At 70.4% G+C, this 16,937-nt stretch carries 12 protein-coding genes and 1 pseudogene; 9 read left to right on the top strand and 4 right to left on the bottom strand.

Translation table 11 applies throughout. The features are described from left to right. The first annotated feature begins 147 nt into the window (after nucleotides 1–147). Nucleotides 148–1,623, top strand: coding sequence for an APC family permease (locus ACZ67T_RS33800; RefSeq protein WP_469989139.1), 1,476 nt, complete (start codon nucleotides 148–150; stop codon nucleotides 1,621–1,623). On the opposite strand, the gene ACZ67T_RS33805 is transcribed toward ACZ67T_RS33800, so the two are convergent. Continuing rightward, nucleotides 1,604–3,187 (bottom strand): PucR family transcriptional regulator, encoded by a 1,584-nt coding sequence (locus ACZ67T_RS33805; RefSeq protein ID WP_469989141.1) that lies wholly within the window; start codon nucleotides 3,185–3,187, stop codon nucleotides 1,604–1,606. The two genes, ACZ67T_RS33800 and ACZ67T_RS33805, sit on opposite strands and share 20 nt — an antisense overlap. 93 nt (nucleotides 3,188–3,280) lie before the next feature. Between ACZ67T_RS33805 and lysA the strand changes: the two genes are divergently transcribed. Then, complete coding sequence (gene lysA, locus ACZ67T_RS33810; RefSeq protein ID WP_469989143.1) at nucleotides 3,281–4,555, top strand: diaminopimelate decarboxylase; 1,275 nt, start codon at nucleotides 3,281–3,283, stop codon at nucleotides 4,553–4,555. A 61-nt stretch (nucleotides 4,556–4,616) separates the two neighbouring features. Here lysA and ACZ67T_RS33815 read toward each other — a convergent pair whose 3' ends face one another. Beyond that, on the bottom strand, nucleotides 4,617–5,327 hold the full coding sequence (locus tag ACZ67T_RS33815) for an alpha/beta hydrolase (protein ID WP_469989145.1): 711 nt from the start codon (nucleotides 5,325–5,327) through the stop codon (nucleotides 4,617–4,619). Nucleotides 5,328–5,484: 157 nt separating this feature from the next. Here ACZ67T_RS33815 and ACZ67T_RS33820 point away from each other — a divergent pair, with 157 nt between their 5' ends. After that, entirely contained in the window at nucleotides 5,485–6,372 is an 888-nt protein-coding gene (locus tag ACZ67T_RS33820) for an oxygenase MpaB family protein (RefSeq protein WP_469989147.1), read from the top strand. A 304-nt stretch (nucleotides 6,373–6,676) separates the two neighbouring features. Here ACZ67T_RS33820 and ACZ67T_RS33825 read toward each other — a convergent pair whose 3' ends face one another. Continuing rightward, nucleotides 6,677–7,960 carry an ROK family protein gene (locus ACZ67T_RS33825; protein WP_469989149.1) on the bottom strand — a complete coding sequence of 428 codons (1,284 nt, stop codon included), beginning with the start codon at nucleotides 7,958–7,960 and terminating at the stop codon, nucleotides 6,677–6,679. Nucleotides 7,961–8,149: 189 nt separating this feature from the next. On the opposite strand from ACZ67T_RS33825, the gene ACZ67T_RS33830 reads away from it, so the two are divergent. The 5 genes from ACZ67T_RS33830 (at nucleotide 8,150) to ACZ67T_RS33850 (ending at nucleotide 14,502) form a co-directional block, all read left to right on the top strand. Then, complete coding sequence (locus ACZ67T_RS33830; protein ID WP_469989151.1) at nucleotides 8,150–9,463, top strand: ABC transporter substrate-binding protein; 1,314 nt, start codon at nucleotides 8,150–8,152, stop codon at nucleotides 9,461–9,463. Nucleotides 9,464–9,474: 11 nt separating this feature from the next. After that, nucleotides 9,475–10,470, top strand: a complete 996-nt coding sequence (locus ACZ67T_RS33835; RefSeq protein WP_469989153.1) for a carbohydrate ABC transporter permease — start codon at nucleotides 9,475–9,477, stop codon at nucleotides 10,468–10,470. 34 nt (nucleotides 10,471–10,504) lie between these two features. Further along, entirely contained in the window at nucleotides 10,505–11,344 is an 840-nt protein-coding gene (locus tag ACZ67T_RS33840) for a carbohydrate ABC transporter permease (protein WP_469989366.1), read from the top strand. 47 nt (nucleotides 11,345–11,391) lie between these two features. After that, nucleotides 11,392–12,765 (top strand): GH1 family beta-glucosidase, encoded by a 1,374-nt coding sequence (locus tag ACZ67T_RS33845; RefSeq protein WP_469989154.1) that lies wholly within the window; start codon nucleotides 11,392–11,394, stop codon nucleotides 12,763–12,765. Nucleotides 12,766–12,894: 129 nt separating this feature from the next. Then, nucleotides 12,895–14,502, top strand: coding sequence for a molybdopterin-dependent oxidoreductase (locus tag ACZ67T_RS33850; protein ID WP_469989367.1), 1,608 nt, complete (start codon nucleotides 12,895–12,897; stop codon nucleotides 14,500–14,502). A gap of 48 nt (nucleotides 14,503–14,550) precedes the next feature. Here the strand turns inward: ACZ67T_RS33850 and ACZ67T_RS33855 are convergent, their stop codons facing one another. After that, on the bottom strand, nucleotides 14,551–16,365 hold the full coding sequence (locus ACZ67T_RS33855; RefSeq protein ID WP_469989155.1) for a coagulation factor 5/8 type domain-containing protein: 1,815 nt from the start codon (nucleotides 16,363–16,365) through the stop codon (nucleotides 14,551–14,553). Nucleotides 16,366–16,608: 243 nt separating this feature from the next. Here ACZ67T_RS33855 and ACZ67T_RS33860 point away from each other — a divergent pair. Beyond that, nucleotides 16,609–16,912: pseudogene (locus ACZ67T_RS33860) on the top strand (hypothetical protein); the annotation flags it as partial. Nucleotides 16,913–16,937: the final 25 nt, after the last annotated feature.

Consider the following 16,937-nt stretch of genomic DNA (forward strand, 5'->3'; position numbering starts at 1 on the left):
GAAGCGCAGTTCGCACGCCTGTCGTATCGGCCAAAGCGTCCTGCCGCTCTTGTACGGATCAGACGTTGAGTGCGCGGTCCGGGTGCCGCAGCATCCCCCGCAGCCCCTCGCGATCCACCGCGGGGCGTGGGACATCCAGGAGGACTCATGCGCGTGACGGCCCGTCAACTGTGCCGCCGCAAGCCGCTGGAGAGCATGATCGGTGAGGCGGAGGGCGAGGCCTCGGGGCCGGGCGGTCTGCGGCGCAGTATGGGGCTGACGCAGCTGACCCTGCTGGGGATCAGCTCCGTCGTCGGCACCGGCATCTTCTTCGTGCTCGGCACGGCGGTGCCCAAGGCGGGACCGGGCGTGGTGCTGTCCTTCGTCGTCGCGGCGGTGGTCGCGGGACTCGCCGCGCTGTGTTACGTCGAACTGGCCGGCGCGATCCCGGTGGCGGGCAGTACGTACTCGTACACCTACGCCTCCCTCGGCGAGGGCGCGGCGTATCTGGTCGCGTGGTGTCTGATTCTTGAGTACGGGGTCGCGGTCTCCACCGTGGCGGTGAGCTGGGGGCAGTACCTCAACGAACTCACCGACGCGCTCTTCGGGTTCACGCTGCCCGACGCGATCAGCCAGCCTCCCGGCGCCGGGGGAGTGGTGAACGTACCGGCGCTCGTCGTGGTGCTGCTCTGTTCCCTGCTGCTGGCGCGCGGCACGCGCGAGTCCGCACGCCTCAACGCCGTCATGGTGTGCATCAAGCTCAGCGTCCTCGTCCTGTTCGTCGCCGTGGCGTTCACCGCGTTCCGCGCCGGTCACTTCGCCGACTTCGCACCGCACGGCGCGTCCGGCATCGGGGTCGCCGCCTCCGCCGTCTTCTTCTCCTACGTCGGCTTCGACACCGTCGCCACGGCGAGCGAGGAGGTCCGCAACCCGCGGCGCACCATCCCGCTCGCCCTGCTCCTGACGCTCGGCGCGGTCACGGCGCTGTACATCCTGGTGTCCCTCGCGGCGGTCGGCGCACAGCCCGCCGGCCGGTTCGGCGCGCAGGCCGACGCGGGCGAAGCGGTCCTCGCCGAGATCCTGCGCGAGGTCACGGGCGCCGGGTGGCCTGTCGTGCTGCTGTCGGGCGGTGCCGTGGTGTCCATCTTCAGCGTGGTGCTGGTGACCCTGTACGGGCAGACGCGCATCCTCTTCTCGATGGCCCGCGACGGGCTCGTCCCCGAGATCTTCCGCCGCGTCGACCGCAAGCGGCACACCCCGGTCGGCAACACATGGATCGTGGGGGCCGGCGTCGGAGCGCTGGCCGCGTTCGTACCACTGCAGTACCTGGCCGACCTGACCAGCATGGGAACCCTTGTCGCGTTCGTGGCCGTGGCGGCGGCCGTCATCGTCCTGCGCCGCATCGCCCCCGACGCGCCGCGGCCGTACAAGGTGCCCCTGTATCCGATCGTGCCGATCGTGTCCGCGGCATCCTGCCTCTACCTCGCGTGGCTGCTGCCGGGTGTCACGTGGATGCTCTTCGGTGTGTGGCTGGTGCTCGCGGCGGTGCTCTACCTGACGTTCGGCCGCCGCCACTCCGCCCTGCGCGGTCGGGGCGCTTCAGCGGAGGAGGCCGTCGTGACAACTACCTCTGCGCAAGCCTGAGTTCGAGCCACGCGGCCAGTCGAACCTCGCGGTCGTCGAGGTCGAGGCCGAAGAGTTCGCGTACCCGCCGCAGCCGGTAGCGCAGGGTGTTGGGATGCACCCGCAGACCGGCGGCGGCGCTCGCGACATCCCCGGTCGCGTCCAGCCAGGCCGTGACCGTCGCCGCGTAGTCGGTGCCCTGCTCCCCGTCGTGCGCCAGCAGTGCGGCGACCCCCGGCAGCCGCAGCCACGGCTCCCGGCGCAGCTCGTCGCCGAGCCGGTTCAGCAGGACCACATGCCGTACGTCCTCGGCGGCGGCCGTGGGCGCGTCGGCCCGGCCGTCGCCGGTGGCCCGGAGAATGTCGTCCGCCTCGCGCCGCAGCGCACCGGCCCGCAGCAGATCCGGATACGCCCGCGTCACCACGGCCCGCACCGGGGTACCCAGCGCGGCCCGTACGGTCCCCAGGGCACCGTCCGCGAACCTCCGCGCGGCGGCGGGCGAGAGTGAGGTCAGCAACACGTACACCGCACGCGCCGACGCCGTCACCGTCGCCGACGGCAGGTGCGCAGCGCAGTACCGGACCAGGGACGACTCCAAGTGCGCGACGAGGGCGCTGCCCTCGTCCGGGGCGAACGCGGCCAGGCACACCTTCTCCCCCTGGCCGAGCCCGAGCCGGCCCGCTGCCTCGTCGGCCGGCGGCCCGTACCCCTCGAGGAGCGCCCGCAGGGTGTCACGGCGCATGCGCTGCTCGGCCTCGGTCGCGTTGAGCGCGCGCAGCAGATGCGGGGCCGCCAGCCGCGCCGCGTCCCGCAACGCCGACCCGGCCTGCTCCGACAGGCCACCCTCCGGCTCGATCGCCCACAGGGTCCCCAGCGGCAGGGTCCCCGCCCGCACCGCGACCGCCGCACGCGCCAGCTCGTCGCGCGCCCGGGGGAACCGCACCACGCCCTGCGCCGCCAGCACATCGCGGTACTGCTGCCGCTGGCCCGGGTCGTCAGGGACACGCCGCTCCAGGATGCCGCGTTCGCGCAGGCTGTCGATGCGCTGGCCGGGGACGTTCGAGTAGGCGACGACATGCTGGTCCAGGTCCTCCACCGCGACCGAGCCGCCCACGACCGCGGCCACCGCGTCGGCCAGCGCGAAGAGTTCCTCGGTTCCGGCTGGGGCCGAGGGAGACAGGTCGCCCACTCCGTACGCCGCGAGGGCGCAGCCGATCTCCGCGTCCACGTACCGCCACGGCACCGCGTCGCCGGCGGCAAGGACCGCCAAGGAACACCGCTCGGCCTCGGCCGTCAGCAGATCCGCCTCCTGCCCCCGGCACTTGACGACCACCCCCGCGTACCCCTCCGCCGCCGCGCGCCGCAGCACGGTACCCGTACGCGGATCGGCCACGTCCGCTCCGACGAGCAGCAGCAGCGCCGAGGGGGCCGCGGGCAGCGGGTCGCCCGGGTCGTGGATGACCGTGCCGCGCACGGGGACGTCGAGGCCACCGGGTGCGGCGAGCGCGCGGAGCGGGCCGGTGGAGCCGACGAGCAGGCGCAAGGAGCCCGCGGCCCGGCCGTCGGGGATTGTCCGATCAGACAACGGGGGCCTCGATTCCTGGGGCGGGACGCCGGTGAAGGCGATGGGGGGAGCCGTCAGGATAGGCCCATCGACCAGGGACAGGAGCCATCGCCCATGAGCGTCACGACCGCCACCTCGGATATAGTCGGACTCTTCCCGAAGGGGACAAATCTCGCCCCTGACGGCGAGATGATCGTCGGCGGATGCCGCCTCGACGACCTCGCCGAGCGCTTCGGCACCCCCTCCGTCATCGTCGACGAGGGTGCTCTCAGGGCCCGCGCGCGCGAGTACGTGGACGCCCTGAAGCGTCATTGGCCGAACGGACAAGTGGTCTTCGCGTCGAAGTCCTTCCCGTGCACCGCCGTCGTCCGTGTGATGGTCGAGGAAGGGCTCGGCGTGGACGTCGCCGGAGGCGGAGAACTCGTGGCCGCACTCGCGGCGGGCGCCGACCCGGCCCGGCTCGTCGTCCACGGCAACGCCAAGACCGACGAGGAACTCGCCATGGCGGTCGGCGCCGGAGCCGGCACGATCGTCATCGACAACTTCGACGACATCGACCGCCTGGAGAAGATCGTCACGGACGAGCAGCGCGTCCTGATCCGCGTCATCCCCGATGTCGAGGCCGACACCCACGAGGCGATGGCCACCGGCCACGCCGGTTCCAAGTTCGGCCTCTCCGTGCCCGACGCGGTGCGCGCCGCGGCCCGGCTGCGCGCCAGTGACCGGCTCCGCCTCGACGGCGTGCACGTTCACGTCGGCTCGCAGCTCCTCGACACCGCCCCGTTCGCCCGCGCCGTCGAGGCCATCGCCTCCCTCGGTGAGCTGGGCGAGCACGCGGTGTACGACCTGGGCGGCGGCCTGGGCGTCCGCTACACGTACGCGGACCAGGCACCGACGGTCGACGAGTACGTACGGACCCTGACCCAAGCGGCCCGCGCCCACCTCCCCGCGAACGCCCGGCTGATCATCGAGCCAGGGCGGTCCCTGGTCGCAGAGTCGGCGCTCACCCTCTACCGTGCGGTCACCGTCAAGCGGGGCCGCCCACGCGCCCTCGTCGCCGTCGACGGCGGCATGGGCGACAACCTCGAACCCATGCTGTACGGCCAGCGTTTCGAGGCGACGGTCACCTCGCGGGTAGGCGGCGGGGAGCCCTGCGACCTGGTCGGCCGGCACTGCGAGTCGGGCGACACCCTCATCCGCGACGTACCGCTGCGCGCCCCGGCCGTAGGCGACCTGATCGCGGTACCGGTCACCGGCGCGTACTGCTACTCGATCTCCAACAACTACAACGGCGCCCGCCGCCCACCGGTCGTCTTCTGCCGCGACGGCGAGGCCCGCGCGGTGGTCCGCCGTGAGACGTACGAGGACCTCCTGCGCCGCGACCAGTGACGGCGTCCCGCAGGGGGAGTGGCGGCTGACGGCCCCCACTGCCGGATCCGGGCGAAACGCCCTAGACCGACCGCGCGACCGTCGCCACCACCTCGGCGGTCGCCTCGCCGAAGGCACGGACGGAGGCGTCGGCCACGCAACGGTCCACCACCGGGTTGTACGCGCAGCCGAGCACCCCGGCGTGATCGGTGGCCTGTTCGCTGAGTGCGCAGTCCCAGCCGTGCGCGCGCAGCGCTTCGTGCAGTTCCCGCGAGGACTCGACGGAGACAGAGGCGTCCTGCGTGCCGTGCACGAGGCGTACGGGCACACGTGCCGTCGCGCGCCCGAGCGCCTGGAGGGGCACCGCTCCCGTTGTACGGGCCGCGCGCCGGTAGCCGCCCGCGATGCCGACGACCGCGGCGGGTGGCCTGCTGCCCGGGCCGCCGAATCGGTCCGGGTCCAGGGCCACCCCCAGTGCGGCCCCCGCACCCGCCGACCAGCCGGCGACGACCAGCTGCCGGGACGAGCCGGCGAACTCGTGGGCGAACCGCAAGGAATCGGTGAGGTGCGCGCGGCCCTCGTCGGGGGTGTCCGAACGCCAGTCGGGGACGAGGACGGTGAGGCCCCGCTCGGCCATGCCCTGGGCCAGCGGAATCATCACGTCGCGCTCGTCGGTCCCGATGCCGTGCCACAGAAGGACGCAAGGACCGTCGGCCCGGGGCGAGTCGTGGATGTCGAGACGCTTGTGCTCCCTGCCGGTGGGATAGGACACGGTGCGGATCGTCGCGTTCAAGGCCGTTCCTCCTGGCTGCCGGAATGCTGCATCATGAGCCCATCCTTGCCCTACCACGGCCGCGAAGTCTCCCCGTGTGGCAGGGGTGGATGCACGCGACCTCCCGGACCGGACGAAGTACGCTGGATACGCGCATCCGAAGGGACGTCACGTCACCATGAGACTGACCGGACCGGACGGCCGCGGGGTGCAGGAGCGGCTGGGAAAGAACCTCTTCGCCCGGGTCGCGGGCCCGGAGGGGCCCAGGAACCGCGTCCGTATCCACGAAACCCCCGGACCGCGCTGGTTCGGCCCGGACCGCCCCATCCGCACGGTGCACGGGGACGCGTCCATGTTCATCGGCGGGCTCTCCGCCCTGCTGCTGCAGTCGCTCCACCCGCTCGCCATGGCCGCCGTGTCCGCCCACTCGGGCTTCCGCGGCGACCCATGGGGCAGGCTCCAGCGCACGAGCACTTTCCTGGCGATGACGACCTACGGCCCCGCCGACGGCGCCCAGGAGGCCTGCGACCGGGTGCGGACCGTCCACGCGCGGGTGCGCGGGGTGACCGCGGAGGGCGAGGCGTACCACGCGGGGGATCCGGACCTGCTGGGCTGGGTCCACATCGCGGAGGTCGACAGCTTCCTGCGGGCTCATCAGCGCTACGGCGCCCAGCCACTGACGGGCGACGCGTACGACCGCTACGTCGCCGACGCGGCGCGGGTCGCGACCGCGCTCGGCGTACTGGACCCGCCCACGAACCGGGCGGAGCTCGCCGAGCGGTTCGCGGCGTACCGGGGTGAGCTGCGTGCGACCCCCGAGGCGCGCGGCGCCGCCCGCTTCCTTCTCCTGAACCCACCGGTGCCGCTGGTCGCCCGGCTTCCGTACGGCGTTCTTGCCGCGAACGCCGTTTCCCTGCTGCCCGGTTGGGCGGCGGCGGAACTGCGGCTGCCGCGGCTGCCGTTGGTCGACACCGTGGCCGTACGGCCGCTCGGCCGCGGCGTCACTTCGCTGGTGCGCTGGGCCATGGCCCCCAACCGTCCCCTGCCGGCCCCGCCGGCGGGCTGACTTGGCGTCGGTGAGGGTCGCTCCTGGGCGTCCCGCACCAGTGGCTCGTGTACGCCTCCGGTTCGGAGAGCTGGAGCCGTAGGCAGCGGGTCGGCGTTCCGGTCAGGGCGAGTTCCTTCGTGTGGTCGCCGTTCGGGTCGTAGGTGTCGCCGGCGGGCGCCTCGAGCGCCCTGAACGTGGAGATGTCCGTGCTGCCCGGCACACTCGGCGTCGCGTCGACGGGTTCGTTGAGGCCGCTGAACCGGATCACGTCGGCGGCGGACTCGCGCGCCGGTCGGCCACCGCGTCACGAAACCGGCTCGGGTCACCCGAGAACGCGCCCCTCAAGTGCCGTACGCCACGCGGGCGGTGTCGGTTCCTGGGCCGGGGTGTCCCGTCGGCCGCCGCGGGCGAAGAAGTCCTCCAGGGGGAGGGTCGCGGCACCGACGGTGACCGCGTCGGGGCCCAGCTTGCCCAGTTCGATGGTGGCCTTTCCGGCCGGGTAGGACAGAGCGTACTTCGTGGTGTGCTTCCGCACGTCGTCGAGGAAGCGGGAGCCGAACTGGAGCCCGGCCCAGCCGCCGATCAGGATGCGCTCGGGCTGGAAGAGGTTGATCAGGTCGGACAGTCCGGCGCCCAGGTACTCGGCCGTCCTGGCCATCACCTCGTAGGCCACCGGGTCGGGCTCGGTCCCGTCCGTCGGGCACGCGGCGGCGAGCAGCGCCGTCAACTGGGTCTCCTCGTCGACTCCCCGGGGCGGCTGACCGCCGGCCTCGCGCCACCGCTCCAGTACCGACTCGGCCCCCGCGTACGCCTCCAGGCAGCCCGGCGCGCCGCAGCGGCACGTCCGCCCGCCGGCCTGCACCGTCAGATGGCCCCACTCCAGCGCCCGCCCTCTGCCGTCCGCGAACAGGCAGGCGCCGACCCCCGTGCCGAAGAGGACGATCGCGGCGCTGCGCGCACCGCGTCCGGCGCCGAACCACATCTCCGCCTGCCCGAGCGTCTTGGCGCCGTTGTCGATGAAGTACGGAACCGTGGAGGGGAGTTGAGAGGAAGCCCGTAGCAGCGCCTCCAGCGGGACCGCGTCCCAGCCGATCGTCTGGCAGTGGACGACGGCCCCGGACTCGGGGACCCGCTCGACGACACCGGGAACGCCGATCCCGATCCCGAGAAGGTCGTCCGCCCGCACGCCGGCCTCGGAGAGTACGTGCTCGATGCCGCTTCGGATGTGTTCCACGACGACGGCGACGTCGTAGCCGTCGCCCGTCAACGGGATGTCGGCGCGGGCGAGTTCGGTGAGGGTCACGTCGAAGACCTCGACGCGGACGCGGGTCTCGCCGACGTCGATGCCTATCAGGCTGCCGCTGTGCGGGCTGACACGGAGGAGGATGCGCGGCCGGCCGCCGTCGGAGTCCAGGCTGCCGGCCTCCTCCACAAGCCCGTCGGCGGCAAGTTCGGCCACCACGTTGCTGACGGATCCTGAACTCAGTCCCGTGAGCGGGCCGAGTGCCTGGCGGCTCGTCGGGCCGTCGAAATACAACTGTTGCAGTATCACTGCTCGGTTGGCCCTGCGCAGGTCACTCACCGTGCGTCTGCTCCGCCGATCCATCTGGGCTCCTTTCTGACCTGCGACAGACGCAAGGTACCCCTGCCCAAACCCTTGACGCGACCTTTCCGCGCGGTTTAACTCACAGCCTAAATTAAGTCGTGGGTGACTTCAGGAACTGAACGCCGAGCGCTTCGGCCTGCAGACCCGCGCCCCGGCTTGGACGCTCCTGAGGAAGGGACACCTGGAGCCATGCAAAGAATTCGAGCACTCGCCAGTAGCGCGGTCGTCGTCTCCCTGCTGGCCGCTGCGACCGCCTGCGGCGGGGGTTCCTCCGCCGAGGGATCGAACGAGTCGCCCAAGACCCTGACCTACTGGGCGTCCAACCAGGGGCCGAACATCGAGGCGGACAAGAAGATCCTCCAGCCCGAACTCGACAAGTTCGAGAAGCAGACCGGCATCAAGGTCAAGCTGGAGGTCGTCCCCTGGTCCGACCTGCTCACCCGCATCCTCACGGCGACCACCTCGGGTGAGGGCCCCGACGTCCTCAACATCGGCAACACCTGGTCGTCCTCGCTCCAGGCGACCGGCGCCCTCGTCTCGTGGGACCAGAAGAACTTCGACAAGGTCGGCGGCAAGGACCGCTTCGTGGAGTCGGCGCTCGGCTCGACCGGCGCGCAGGGCAAGGACCCGGCCGCGGTCCCGCTCTACTCGATGGCGTACGCCCTGTACTACAACAAGGCGATGTTCAAGGAAGCCGGCATCACCGAGCCGCCAAAGACCTGGGACGAACTCACCGCGGACGGCGCGAAGATATCCAAGGGCGGCAAGTGGGGACTCGGTGCCGAGGGCTCCAACCTCTCCAACAACATCCACCAGGTGTTCGTCCTCGCCAAGCAGCACGGCGGCGACTTCTTCACCGCGGACGGCAAGGCCGACTTCACCAACGACGCAGCGGTCGCGGCCGTCAAGCAGTACGTCGACATGATGGCCACGAACAAGATCATCGCGCCCGGCAACGCGGAGTACGCGAAGAACCAGTCCCTGAGCGACTTCTCCAAGGGCAAGACGGCCATGGTGCTGTGGCAGGCCGCGGCCACCACGTTCAAGTCGCAGGGCATGAAGGACGACGAGTGGGGCGTCGCCCCGGTGCCGGTGCAGTCGGGTGTGCCCGGCACGGGCAAGGCCACCAACTCGATGGTGGCGGGCATCAACCTCGCCGTCTTCAAGAACACGAAGAACATCGACGGATCCATGAAGTTCGTGAAGTTCATGACCAGCGACGCCGAGCAGAAGCTCCTGTGCAAGACCTACGGCTCCATCCCGCCGGTCAAGGCCGCCCAGAGTGACCCGGCCTTCGACCGGCCCGAGCTCAAGGTGCTGCGCGACACCCTCGCGACCAGCGCCACCGCGCTGCCCCAGGTGTCGAACGAGTCCCAGTTCGAGACCTCGGTCGGCACCGCCGTCAAGAACCTCTTCGCCCAGGCCGCGAACGGCAAGAAGCTCTCGACGGCTGACGTCAAGGCCGAGCTGACCAAGGCTCAGCAGCAGATGGCCAGTCAGTGAGTGATGTGCCCGTGACCACCATCGTGAACTCCCCGAAAGGGGATCCGGCGGTGCGTGAGGACACCCCCGGGGCGACGCGCAAGCCGCGCCGCCCCGGGCGCATCCGCCGCTTGGGACTTCCGTACCTGCTGCTGCTCCCCGCGCTGCTGCTCGAGCTCCTCGTCCACCTGCTGCCGATCGCCATCGGCTTCGTCATGGCGTTCAAGGAGCTGACCCAGAACTTCCTGCGGAACTGGGGCACGGCGCCCTGGGCCGGCCTCGGCAACTTCGACGTGGCCGTCGACTTCAACGAACCCGTCGGAAAGGCCCTGCTCCATTCGTTCTGGGTCACCTGCGTCTTCACGCTCATGTCGGTCGGCCTGTGCTGGCTCCTGGGCACGGCGGCGGCCGTCTTCATGCAGGAGACGTTCACCGGCCGCGGCTTCCTGCGGACCCTGTTCCTGGTGCCGTACGCGCTGCCCGTCTACGCGGCCGTGATCACCTGGGCGTTCATGTTCCAAAGGGACAACGGCCTGGTCAATCACGTACTCCACGACCAACTCGGGCTCGCCGACGGGCATCCCTTCTGGCTCATCGGCGACAACAGCTTCTTCGCACTGCTGACCGTCTCGGTGTGGAAGGGCTGGCCGTTCGCGTTCCTGATCGTGATGGCCGGGCTCCAGAACATCCCCAAGGAGCTCTACGAGGCCGCCGCCATGGACGGCGCGGGCATCTGGCAGCAGATCCGGCGCATCACCCTTCCCTCGTTGCGCCCGGTCAACCAGGTCCTCGTACTCGTCCTGTTCCTGTGGACGTTCAACGACTTCAACACGCCGTTCGTGCTGTTCGGCCGGGCGGCGCCCGAGGCGGCCGACCTCATCTCCGTGCACATCTACCAGTCGTCCTTCGCCACCTGGAACTTCGGCACCGGCGCGGCCATGTCCGTACTCCTGCTGCTGTTCCTGCTCCTGGTGACGGGGATCTACCTGGTGCTCACCTCACGAGAGAGGAAGGCCTCCCGTGGCTAGCCCCACCGTGTCCCGAGGCGCTCCGCGCTCGCCGATGGCGTCCCCGCGCTCCTTCATCTGGTCCCGCCGGATCTTCCTGACCCTGCTCACGGGCTTCGTCCTGCTGCCCGTCTACGTCATGATCTCCAGCTCGCTCAAACCGCTGGAGGACGTGTCGGGCAAGTTCCGCTGGATGCCCAGCGGGCTCACCATCAAGCCCTACTTCGACATCTGGAAGACCGTCCCGCTGGCGAAGTACTTCTGGAACTCGCTGATCGTGGCCGGCGCCGCGACGGTCTGCTCCGTAGTGATCGCCGTCTTCGCCGCCTACGCGGTCAGCCGCTACCAGTTCCGCGGCAAGCGCGTCTTCACGGTGACGGTCCTGTCGACGCAGATGTTCCCCGGCATCCTCTTCCTCCTGCCGCTGTTCCTCATCTACGTCAACATCGGCCAGTCCACCGGGATCGCCCTGTTCGGTTCACGCGGCGGACTGATCCTCACGTACCTCACGTTCTCCCTGCCCTTCTCGATCTGGATGCTCATCGGGTACTTCGAGTCGGTCCCCAGAGACCTCGACGAGGCCGCGCTGGTGGACGGCTGCGGACCGCTCAAGGCGCTGTTCCGCGTCGTCGTCCCGGCGGCGATCCCCGGCATCGTCGCGGTCGCCGTGTACGCCTTCATGACCGCCTGGGGAGAAGTGCTCTTCGCGTCCGTCCTGACGACCGACGCCACCCGCACCCTCGCCGTCGGCCTCCAGAACTACTCCACCCAGAACGACGTGTACTGGAACCAGATCATGGCCGCCTCACTCGTCGTGAGCATCCCCGTGGTCGCCGGATTCCTGCTGCTCCAGCGCTACCTCGTCGCCGGTCTGACCGCGGGGGCCGTGAAGTGACCGGTACTCCGGACCGTGCCGCCGACCCCTCGCCCGAAAGGACGTCAGTGTCCAAGCCCATCGACTTCGCCGCTCTCCCGAAGGACTTCGCCTGGGGCACGGCCACCTCCGCCTACCAGATCGAGGGAGCCGTCGCCGAGGACGGCCGCGCCCCCTCGATCTGGGACACCTTCTCGCACACTCCCGGCAAGGTCGACAACAACGACCACGGGGATGTGGCCTGCGACCACTACCACCGCTGGCGTGAGGACATCGCGCTGATGAAGCAGCTCGGCACCAACGCCTACCGGCTCTCGCTCGCCTGGCCGCGGATCGTGCCCGGCGGCGACGGCCCGGTCAACGCCAAGGGCCTGGACTTCTACGACCAGTTGATCGACGGCCTCCTCGAAGCCGGCATCGAGCCGTCCGTCACCCTCTACCACTGGGACCTCCCGCAGACCCTCCAGGACCGGGGCGGTTGGCCCGAGCGGGACACGGCGATGCACTTCGCCGACTACGCCACCGTCGTCGCCGAGCGCTTCGGCGACCGCGTCACCCAGTGGGCCACCCTCAACGAACCCCTGTGCTCGGCCTGGATCGGCCACCTGGAAGGCCGCATGGCCCCGGGTTTCACCGACCTGACCGCCGCTGTCCGCGCCTCGTACCACCTGCTGCTCGGCCACGGCCTCGCCACCCGGGCGATCCGCGCCGCGGCGCCCGACGCGCGCATCGGCATCGTCAACAACCTGTCCACCGTCCAGGCGGCCACCGACCGGCCCGAGGACGTCGCCGCGGCCCACCGCATGGACGGCCACACCAACCGCTGGTGGCTCGACCCCGTCCACGGCCGCGGCTTCCCCGCCGACATGCGTGACGTCTACGGTGTCGAACTCCCGGAACAGGCAGGGGACTTGGAGACGATCGCCGCCCCGCTCGACTGGCTCGGCCTGAACTACTACATGCCGGCCGTCGTCGCCGACGACCCCGCAGGACCCGCCCCGTACGCCCGCGAGGTGCGCCGCCTCGGCGTCCCGCGCACCGGCATGGACTGGGAGATCGACGCGAGCGGCATCGAGACCCTGCTCCTGCGCCTCACCCACGAGTACGGCGCCCGCAAGCTGTATGTGACCGAGAACGGCTCCTCCTTCCCCGACGTCGTACGGCCTGACGGATCCGTCGACGACCCCGGACGCATCGAGTACCTGGAAGACCACCTCGCGGCCTGCGCCTCCGCCGCCCGCAAGGGGGCACCGCTGGCCGGTTACTACGCCTGGTCCCTCCTGGACAACTTCGAGTGGGCCTACGGCTACGACAAGCGCTTCGGCCTCGTCCACGTCGACTACAAAACGCAGCGCCGCACCATCAAGGGCAGCGGCCACCGCTACGCGGACATCGTCCGCAGGCACCGGCAGGGGAGGGGACTCAGGGGCAACGCGGCCTGACGCCTTCCCGCGGCCATTGCGCCCGTACGCCCACGCATGTCCGCTTGAATGCGTGCGGAATCGCCTCCAGCATGGTCGGGCTGACGAAGCTCGAAGGTGCGGCGCACAGGCCGCGAGGAAGGTTTCCCCATTTCTGGAGCGGGCGAGAACCGGGACTTCTGGGGGCGGCGCGCCGCACGGCGGCGCGCACTCCTCGGCGCGCTGAGCGGACTGCTGGCCTGTTACGCGGCCCTGGCCGTCGCCGAACTGGCGGCGGCCGTCACCCGTCCCCAGGCGAGCCCTGTGGTGGCGGTGGGAGGCGCGGCGATCGACCGTACGCCGACCGCCGTCAAGGACTGGGCGATCCGGAATTTCGGCACGAGTGACAAGCTCGTTCTGCAGCTCGGAATCGTCGCCGTGCTGGCCCTCCTCGCGGTGGTCCTGGGCCTCGTCGCCACCCGTCACCGCCGCGTCGGATCGGCAGGCGTCCTGATCTTCGGCGTGATCGGCGCACTCGCGGCCACCACCCGCCCCGACTCGACGAGCATGGCCGACGCCGTGCCGTCCGTCGTCGGCGCGCTGGTGGGTGCCTGGCTCCTGTACGCGCTCACCGGCCGGGCGCGGACCACACTGACCGAGGAGCCGCCCGAGGGCAGCACCGAACCCGGATGGGACCGGCGCGGGTTCATCACGCTCGCGACGGCCGCCGCCGCCATCTCCACCGGCGCCGGGCTGCTGGCCCGGTCGGCGCGCGGCACGCAGGACGTGAACGCCGTGTCCTCACGCAACGGCGTCAGACTGCCCGCTCCGGCGTCTCCGGGAAAACCCACTCCGGCCGGCGCCCGGTTGGCGATCCCCGGCATCGGCGCGTTCATCACGCCGAACCAGGAGTTCTACCGGGTCGACACCGCGCTGGTGGTCCCCATGGTGGACGCCATGAAATGGCGGCTGCGGATCCACGGCAAGGGTGTCACCCGCCCCGTCACCCTGACCTTCGACGACCTGCTGCGAAGGCCGCTCATCGAACGCGCCATCACCCTCACCTGCGTGTCGAACGAGGTCGGCGGTCCTCTGATCGGCAACGCCCGCTGGATCGGCGTACGCCTCGCGGACGTGCTCGCCGAGAGCGGTGTCAGACCCCCGTCGAAGGGCGGCCCCGCGGACCAGCTGGTCGCCCGCTCCGTCGACGGCATGACGATCGGCAGCCCGGTCGAGGACATCATGGACGGGCGCGACGCGATGCTGGCTCTGGGGATGAACGGTCAGCCCCTCCCGTTCGCCCACGGCTTCCCCGTGCGCATGCTCGTCCCGGGTCTGTACGGCTACGTGTCGGCCTGCAAGTGGATCGAGGACATCGAGCTCACCACCTTCGCCGACTACGACGCGTACTGGGTGAAGCGGGACTGGGCCCAGCAGGCGCCCATCAAGACGGAGTCCCGCATCGACACCCCCAAGCCCTCCGTGAGCCGCAAGGCCGGCACGGTCATGGTCGCGGGCGTGGCCTGGGCGCAGCATCGCGGGATCCAGAAGGTCGAGGTCCGCGTCGACGACGGACCGTGGGAACCGGCGACCCTCGCGGCGGAGGACACCCGCGACACCTGGCGCCAGTGGTCCTACCCGTGGCAGGCGACTTCCGGAGGACACCGCCTCACGGTCCGCGCCACCGACGGCACGGGCCGGACACAGACGGCGCGGCACGCCGACCCCGTGCCGGACGGGGCAAGCGGATACCACTCGATTCAGGTGGAGATCGACTGACGCCGGTGAAGAGCGACGGGCCGCGCTCCGTCGCCCTTCACCAGCCGGTCAGGGGTACGAGACCACGGTCGAGGGCACGGTGGACGTGCCGGACGTGGCGGCACCGATGTCGTTGATGACGTGCTCGTACTGGCCCTGGCCGCCCAGGGACACGACGAGCAGGTCGTGGAACTTCACCCCCGATGTGTTGGGCGCCGCGAAACCGTGGTCCTGGCGGATGGTGTTGTCCGCCGTGAAGTTGCAGTAGCTCCCCAGGCCCCAGCCCTCGTGCGCGGTCACGGAGTCGGCGACCTTGTACGCGGCGAAGCCCTTGACGTCGCCGTCCTGGACGGCGGCCTGGTTCGGGGCGTCGTACGCCTTCTCGTTCTGGAAGAAGATCGTGCGGCCGCGCTGGCCCGCCCAGTACACGTCGTACTTGTTGAAGTGCTCGACGAACAGGCCGGTGGCCAGCACGTCGTCGCCGTTGACGCGCACGCCGTAGTCGGCGCGGTTGGTCTCCCAGCCGACGCCGTCACCGTGGTCGGCGCGCCAGACCCACGTGTGGTCGATGATCGTGTGCCGGCTGTTGACGACGATGCTGGTGGTGGCCTTGCCGGGGCCCGCGCCGCCGATCCGTACGAAGACGTCCTGGACGGTGATGGGGTTGGCGGAGTGGTCGGTGGACGCTCCGGAAGGACCGACTTCGAGCAGTGTCTGCGAGTTGACCGCACCCGCATCGATCAGGAATCCGGCCAGGCGCACACCGTCGACATCGGCGACCTTCACCGCGGTGACGCCGTTGTCGGGGATGAGCGTGGCGTACCCGAGGCCGAGGACCACGGCGTTGGCGCGCTGCACCTCTATCGCCGCGTCGAGGTGGTAGATCCCGGGCGTGAGAAGGAGGTTGAGGCCCTGGTCGAGCGCCGCGTTGAGCGTGGCGGAGGTGACACCGGGCTTCGCCACGTAGAACTGGGTGAGCGCGAGCGAGGTGCCCCGGGGTGTGCCGCTGCCCCAGGTGGTGCCGCGCGCGTCGGTGCGCTTCTCGGGCAGGAAGACCTTGTAGTCGGCGCCGTCGAGGTACAGGAAGGGCTTCTCGCGGGACACGGGCGTCGTGTCGAGCGTGGTGTACGGCGGGTCCGGGAAGCTCTGGGCGGGGGCGCCCTCGACGCCGGAGAACACCATGTTCCAGACGGCGTTGGTCCAGCCGCCGACGGAACTGTCACGGGTGTACCACTGCTGCTGCGAGTACGGCCCGACGGTGCCGTCGATGCGGCTGTCGGCGATGTAGCCGCCGCTGGCCCAGCCGTAGCCGTCGGGGGCGAGATTGAGGCCGCCCCTCACGTGCATGCGGCGGAACGGCGCGGCCTGGGCGACGGCCCAACGGTTGGTGCCGTTGACGGGAGCGAGGGCGAGGTTCTCCGCGGAGCGCCAGAAGTTCTGGGTGGCGTTGCCGTTGAACCATCCGGCGTCGACCGTGACATCGCCGTTGATCGAGGTGTCGTCGGGGGACAGGCCGAGACCGGCTATCGAGGTGTAGAAGCCGAGCTGGGCGTTGAGGCCGTTGTACGTGCCGGGCTTGAACAGGAACGCGTAGCGGCCGGTGCCGAACTGGGCGGACTCCTGCTGCTTGAAGATCTCGTCCAGCTTGGCCTGGATTCCGGACGTGGAGGGGTCGAACACGATCACGTTCGGGCCCAGGTCGCCGCCGCCGGGCAGCGGATCGGCGGCGGGCGCCGCGGAGGCGGGGGATCCGAGTGCGAGGAAGCCGGGGACGGTGGCTGCCGTCGCCGCCATGACGCCGAGGACGGTCCGACGCGAGGGAGCGACGGAACCGGCTGCGGGCGAACTGGACGTGGCCGAGGGGTTCGTGGGGGGTGTGAGCATAGGGCGACTCTCCTGGTTCAGTTAATGAACGAATGAGGGGGGTGGGAGCGCTCTCTTGCGGTCGAATGCTTCATCTGTGTGAACGATGCGTCAAGACTTAAATCCAGAATCATCGAAATTGGTGGCGGGCGTGAGGCTGTTGAGGCTCGCGTGGAGTCGCCCATCCACCTGCGGTGCCCCAACACCTCCTGCACGATCAGGAGTTGACTGTGTCTTGAAGTTCCCGCGTGCGACCGTGCGATCGTCGTGGTCTCCACCCATGCCGAGGACCCGTTGCCGGAGATCCTCGCTGCCGAACACCTGTTGGCGCGGGAGTGCCGCCGGGTGGGGGGTGTCGGGGCCGCCGGACGTACCGGCTGGGCAGGAGCGGCTGGCGGGGTTCCGCGACGGGATGGAGCGGCTGCTCATTCAACACCCGGATGTCGATGGGGTGTTCGCGGTGAGCGACCTGATGGCCCGTCTCCTCCAGGAGCGCAACGAGGGCATATGGACCGAGCCCACGTCACTGATCTTCGAGCCCGAACTGGTGCTCAGGCAGTCCGCGTAGACGTACCGGGGGAGAGGGTCGCGCC

Source organism: Streptomyces sp. NPDC107517, from assembly GCF_055582645.1.

Bases quoted from the DNA above. Each gene is read 5' to 3' on its own strand.
- ACZ67T_RS33800 (WP_469989139.1), top strand. From the start codon at position 148: ATGCGCGTGACGGCCCGTCAACTGTGCCGCCGCAAGCCGCTGGAGAGC.
- ACZ67T_RS33840 (WP_469989366.1), top strand. From the start codon at position 10,505: ATGGCGTCCCCGCGCTCCTTCATCTGGTCCCGCCGGATCTTCCTGACC.
- ACZ67T_RS33825 (WP_469989149.1), bottom strand. From the start codon at position 7,960: ATGGATCGGCGGAGCAGACGCACGGTGAGTGACCTGCGCAGGGCCAAC.
- ACZ67T_RS33820 (WP_469989147.1), top strand. From the start codon at position 5,485: ATGAGACTGACCGGACCGGACGGCCGCGGGGTGCAGGAGCGGCTGGGA.
- lysA (WP_469989143.1), top strand. From the start codon at position 3,281: ATGAGCGTCACGACCGCCACCTCGGATATAGTCGGACTCTTCCCGAAG.
- ACZ67T_RS33855 (WP_469989155.1), bottom strand. From the start codon at position 16,365: ATGCTCACACCCCCCACGAACCCCTCGGCCACGTCCAGTTCGCCCGCA.
- ACZ67T_RS33830 (WP_469989151.1), top strand. From the start codon at position 8,150: ATGCAAAGAATTCGAGCACTCGCCAGTAGCGCGGTCGTCGTCTCCCTG.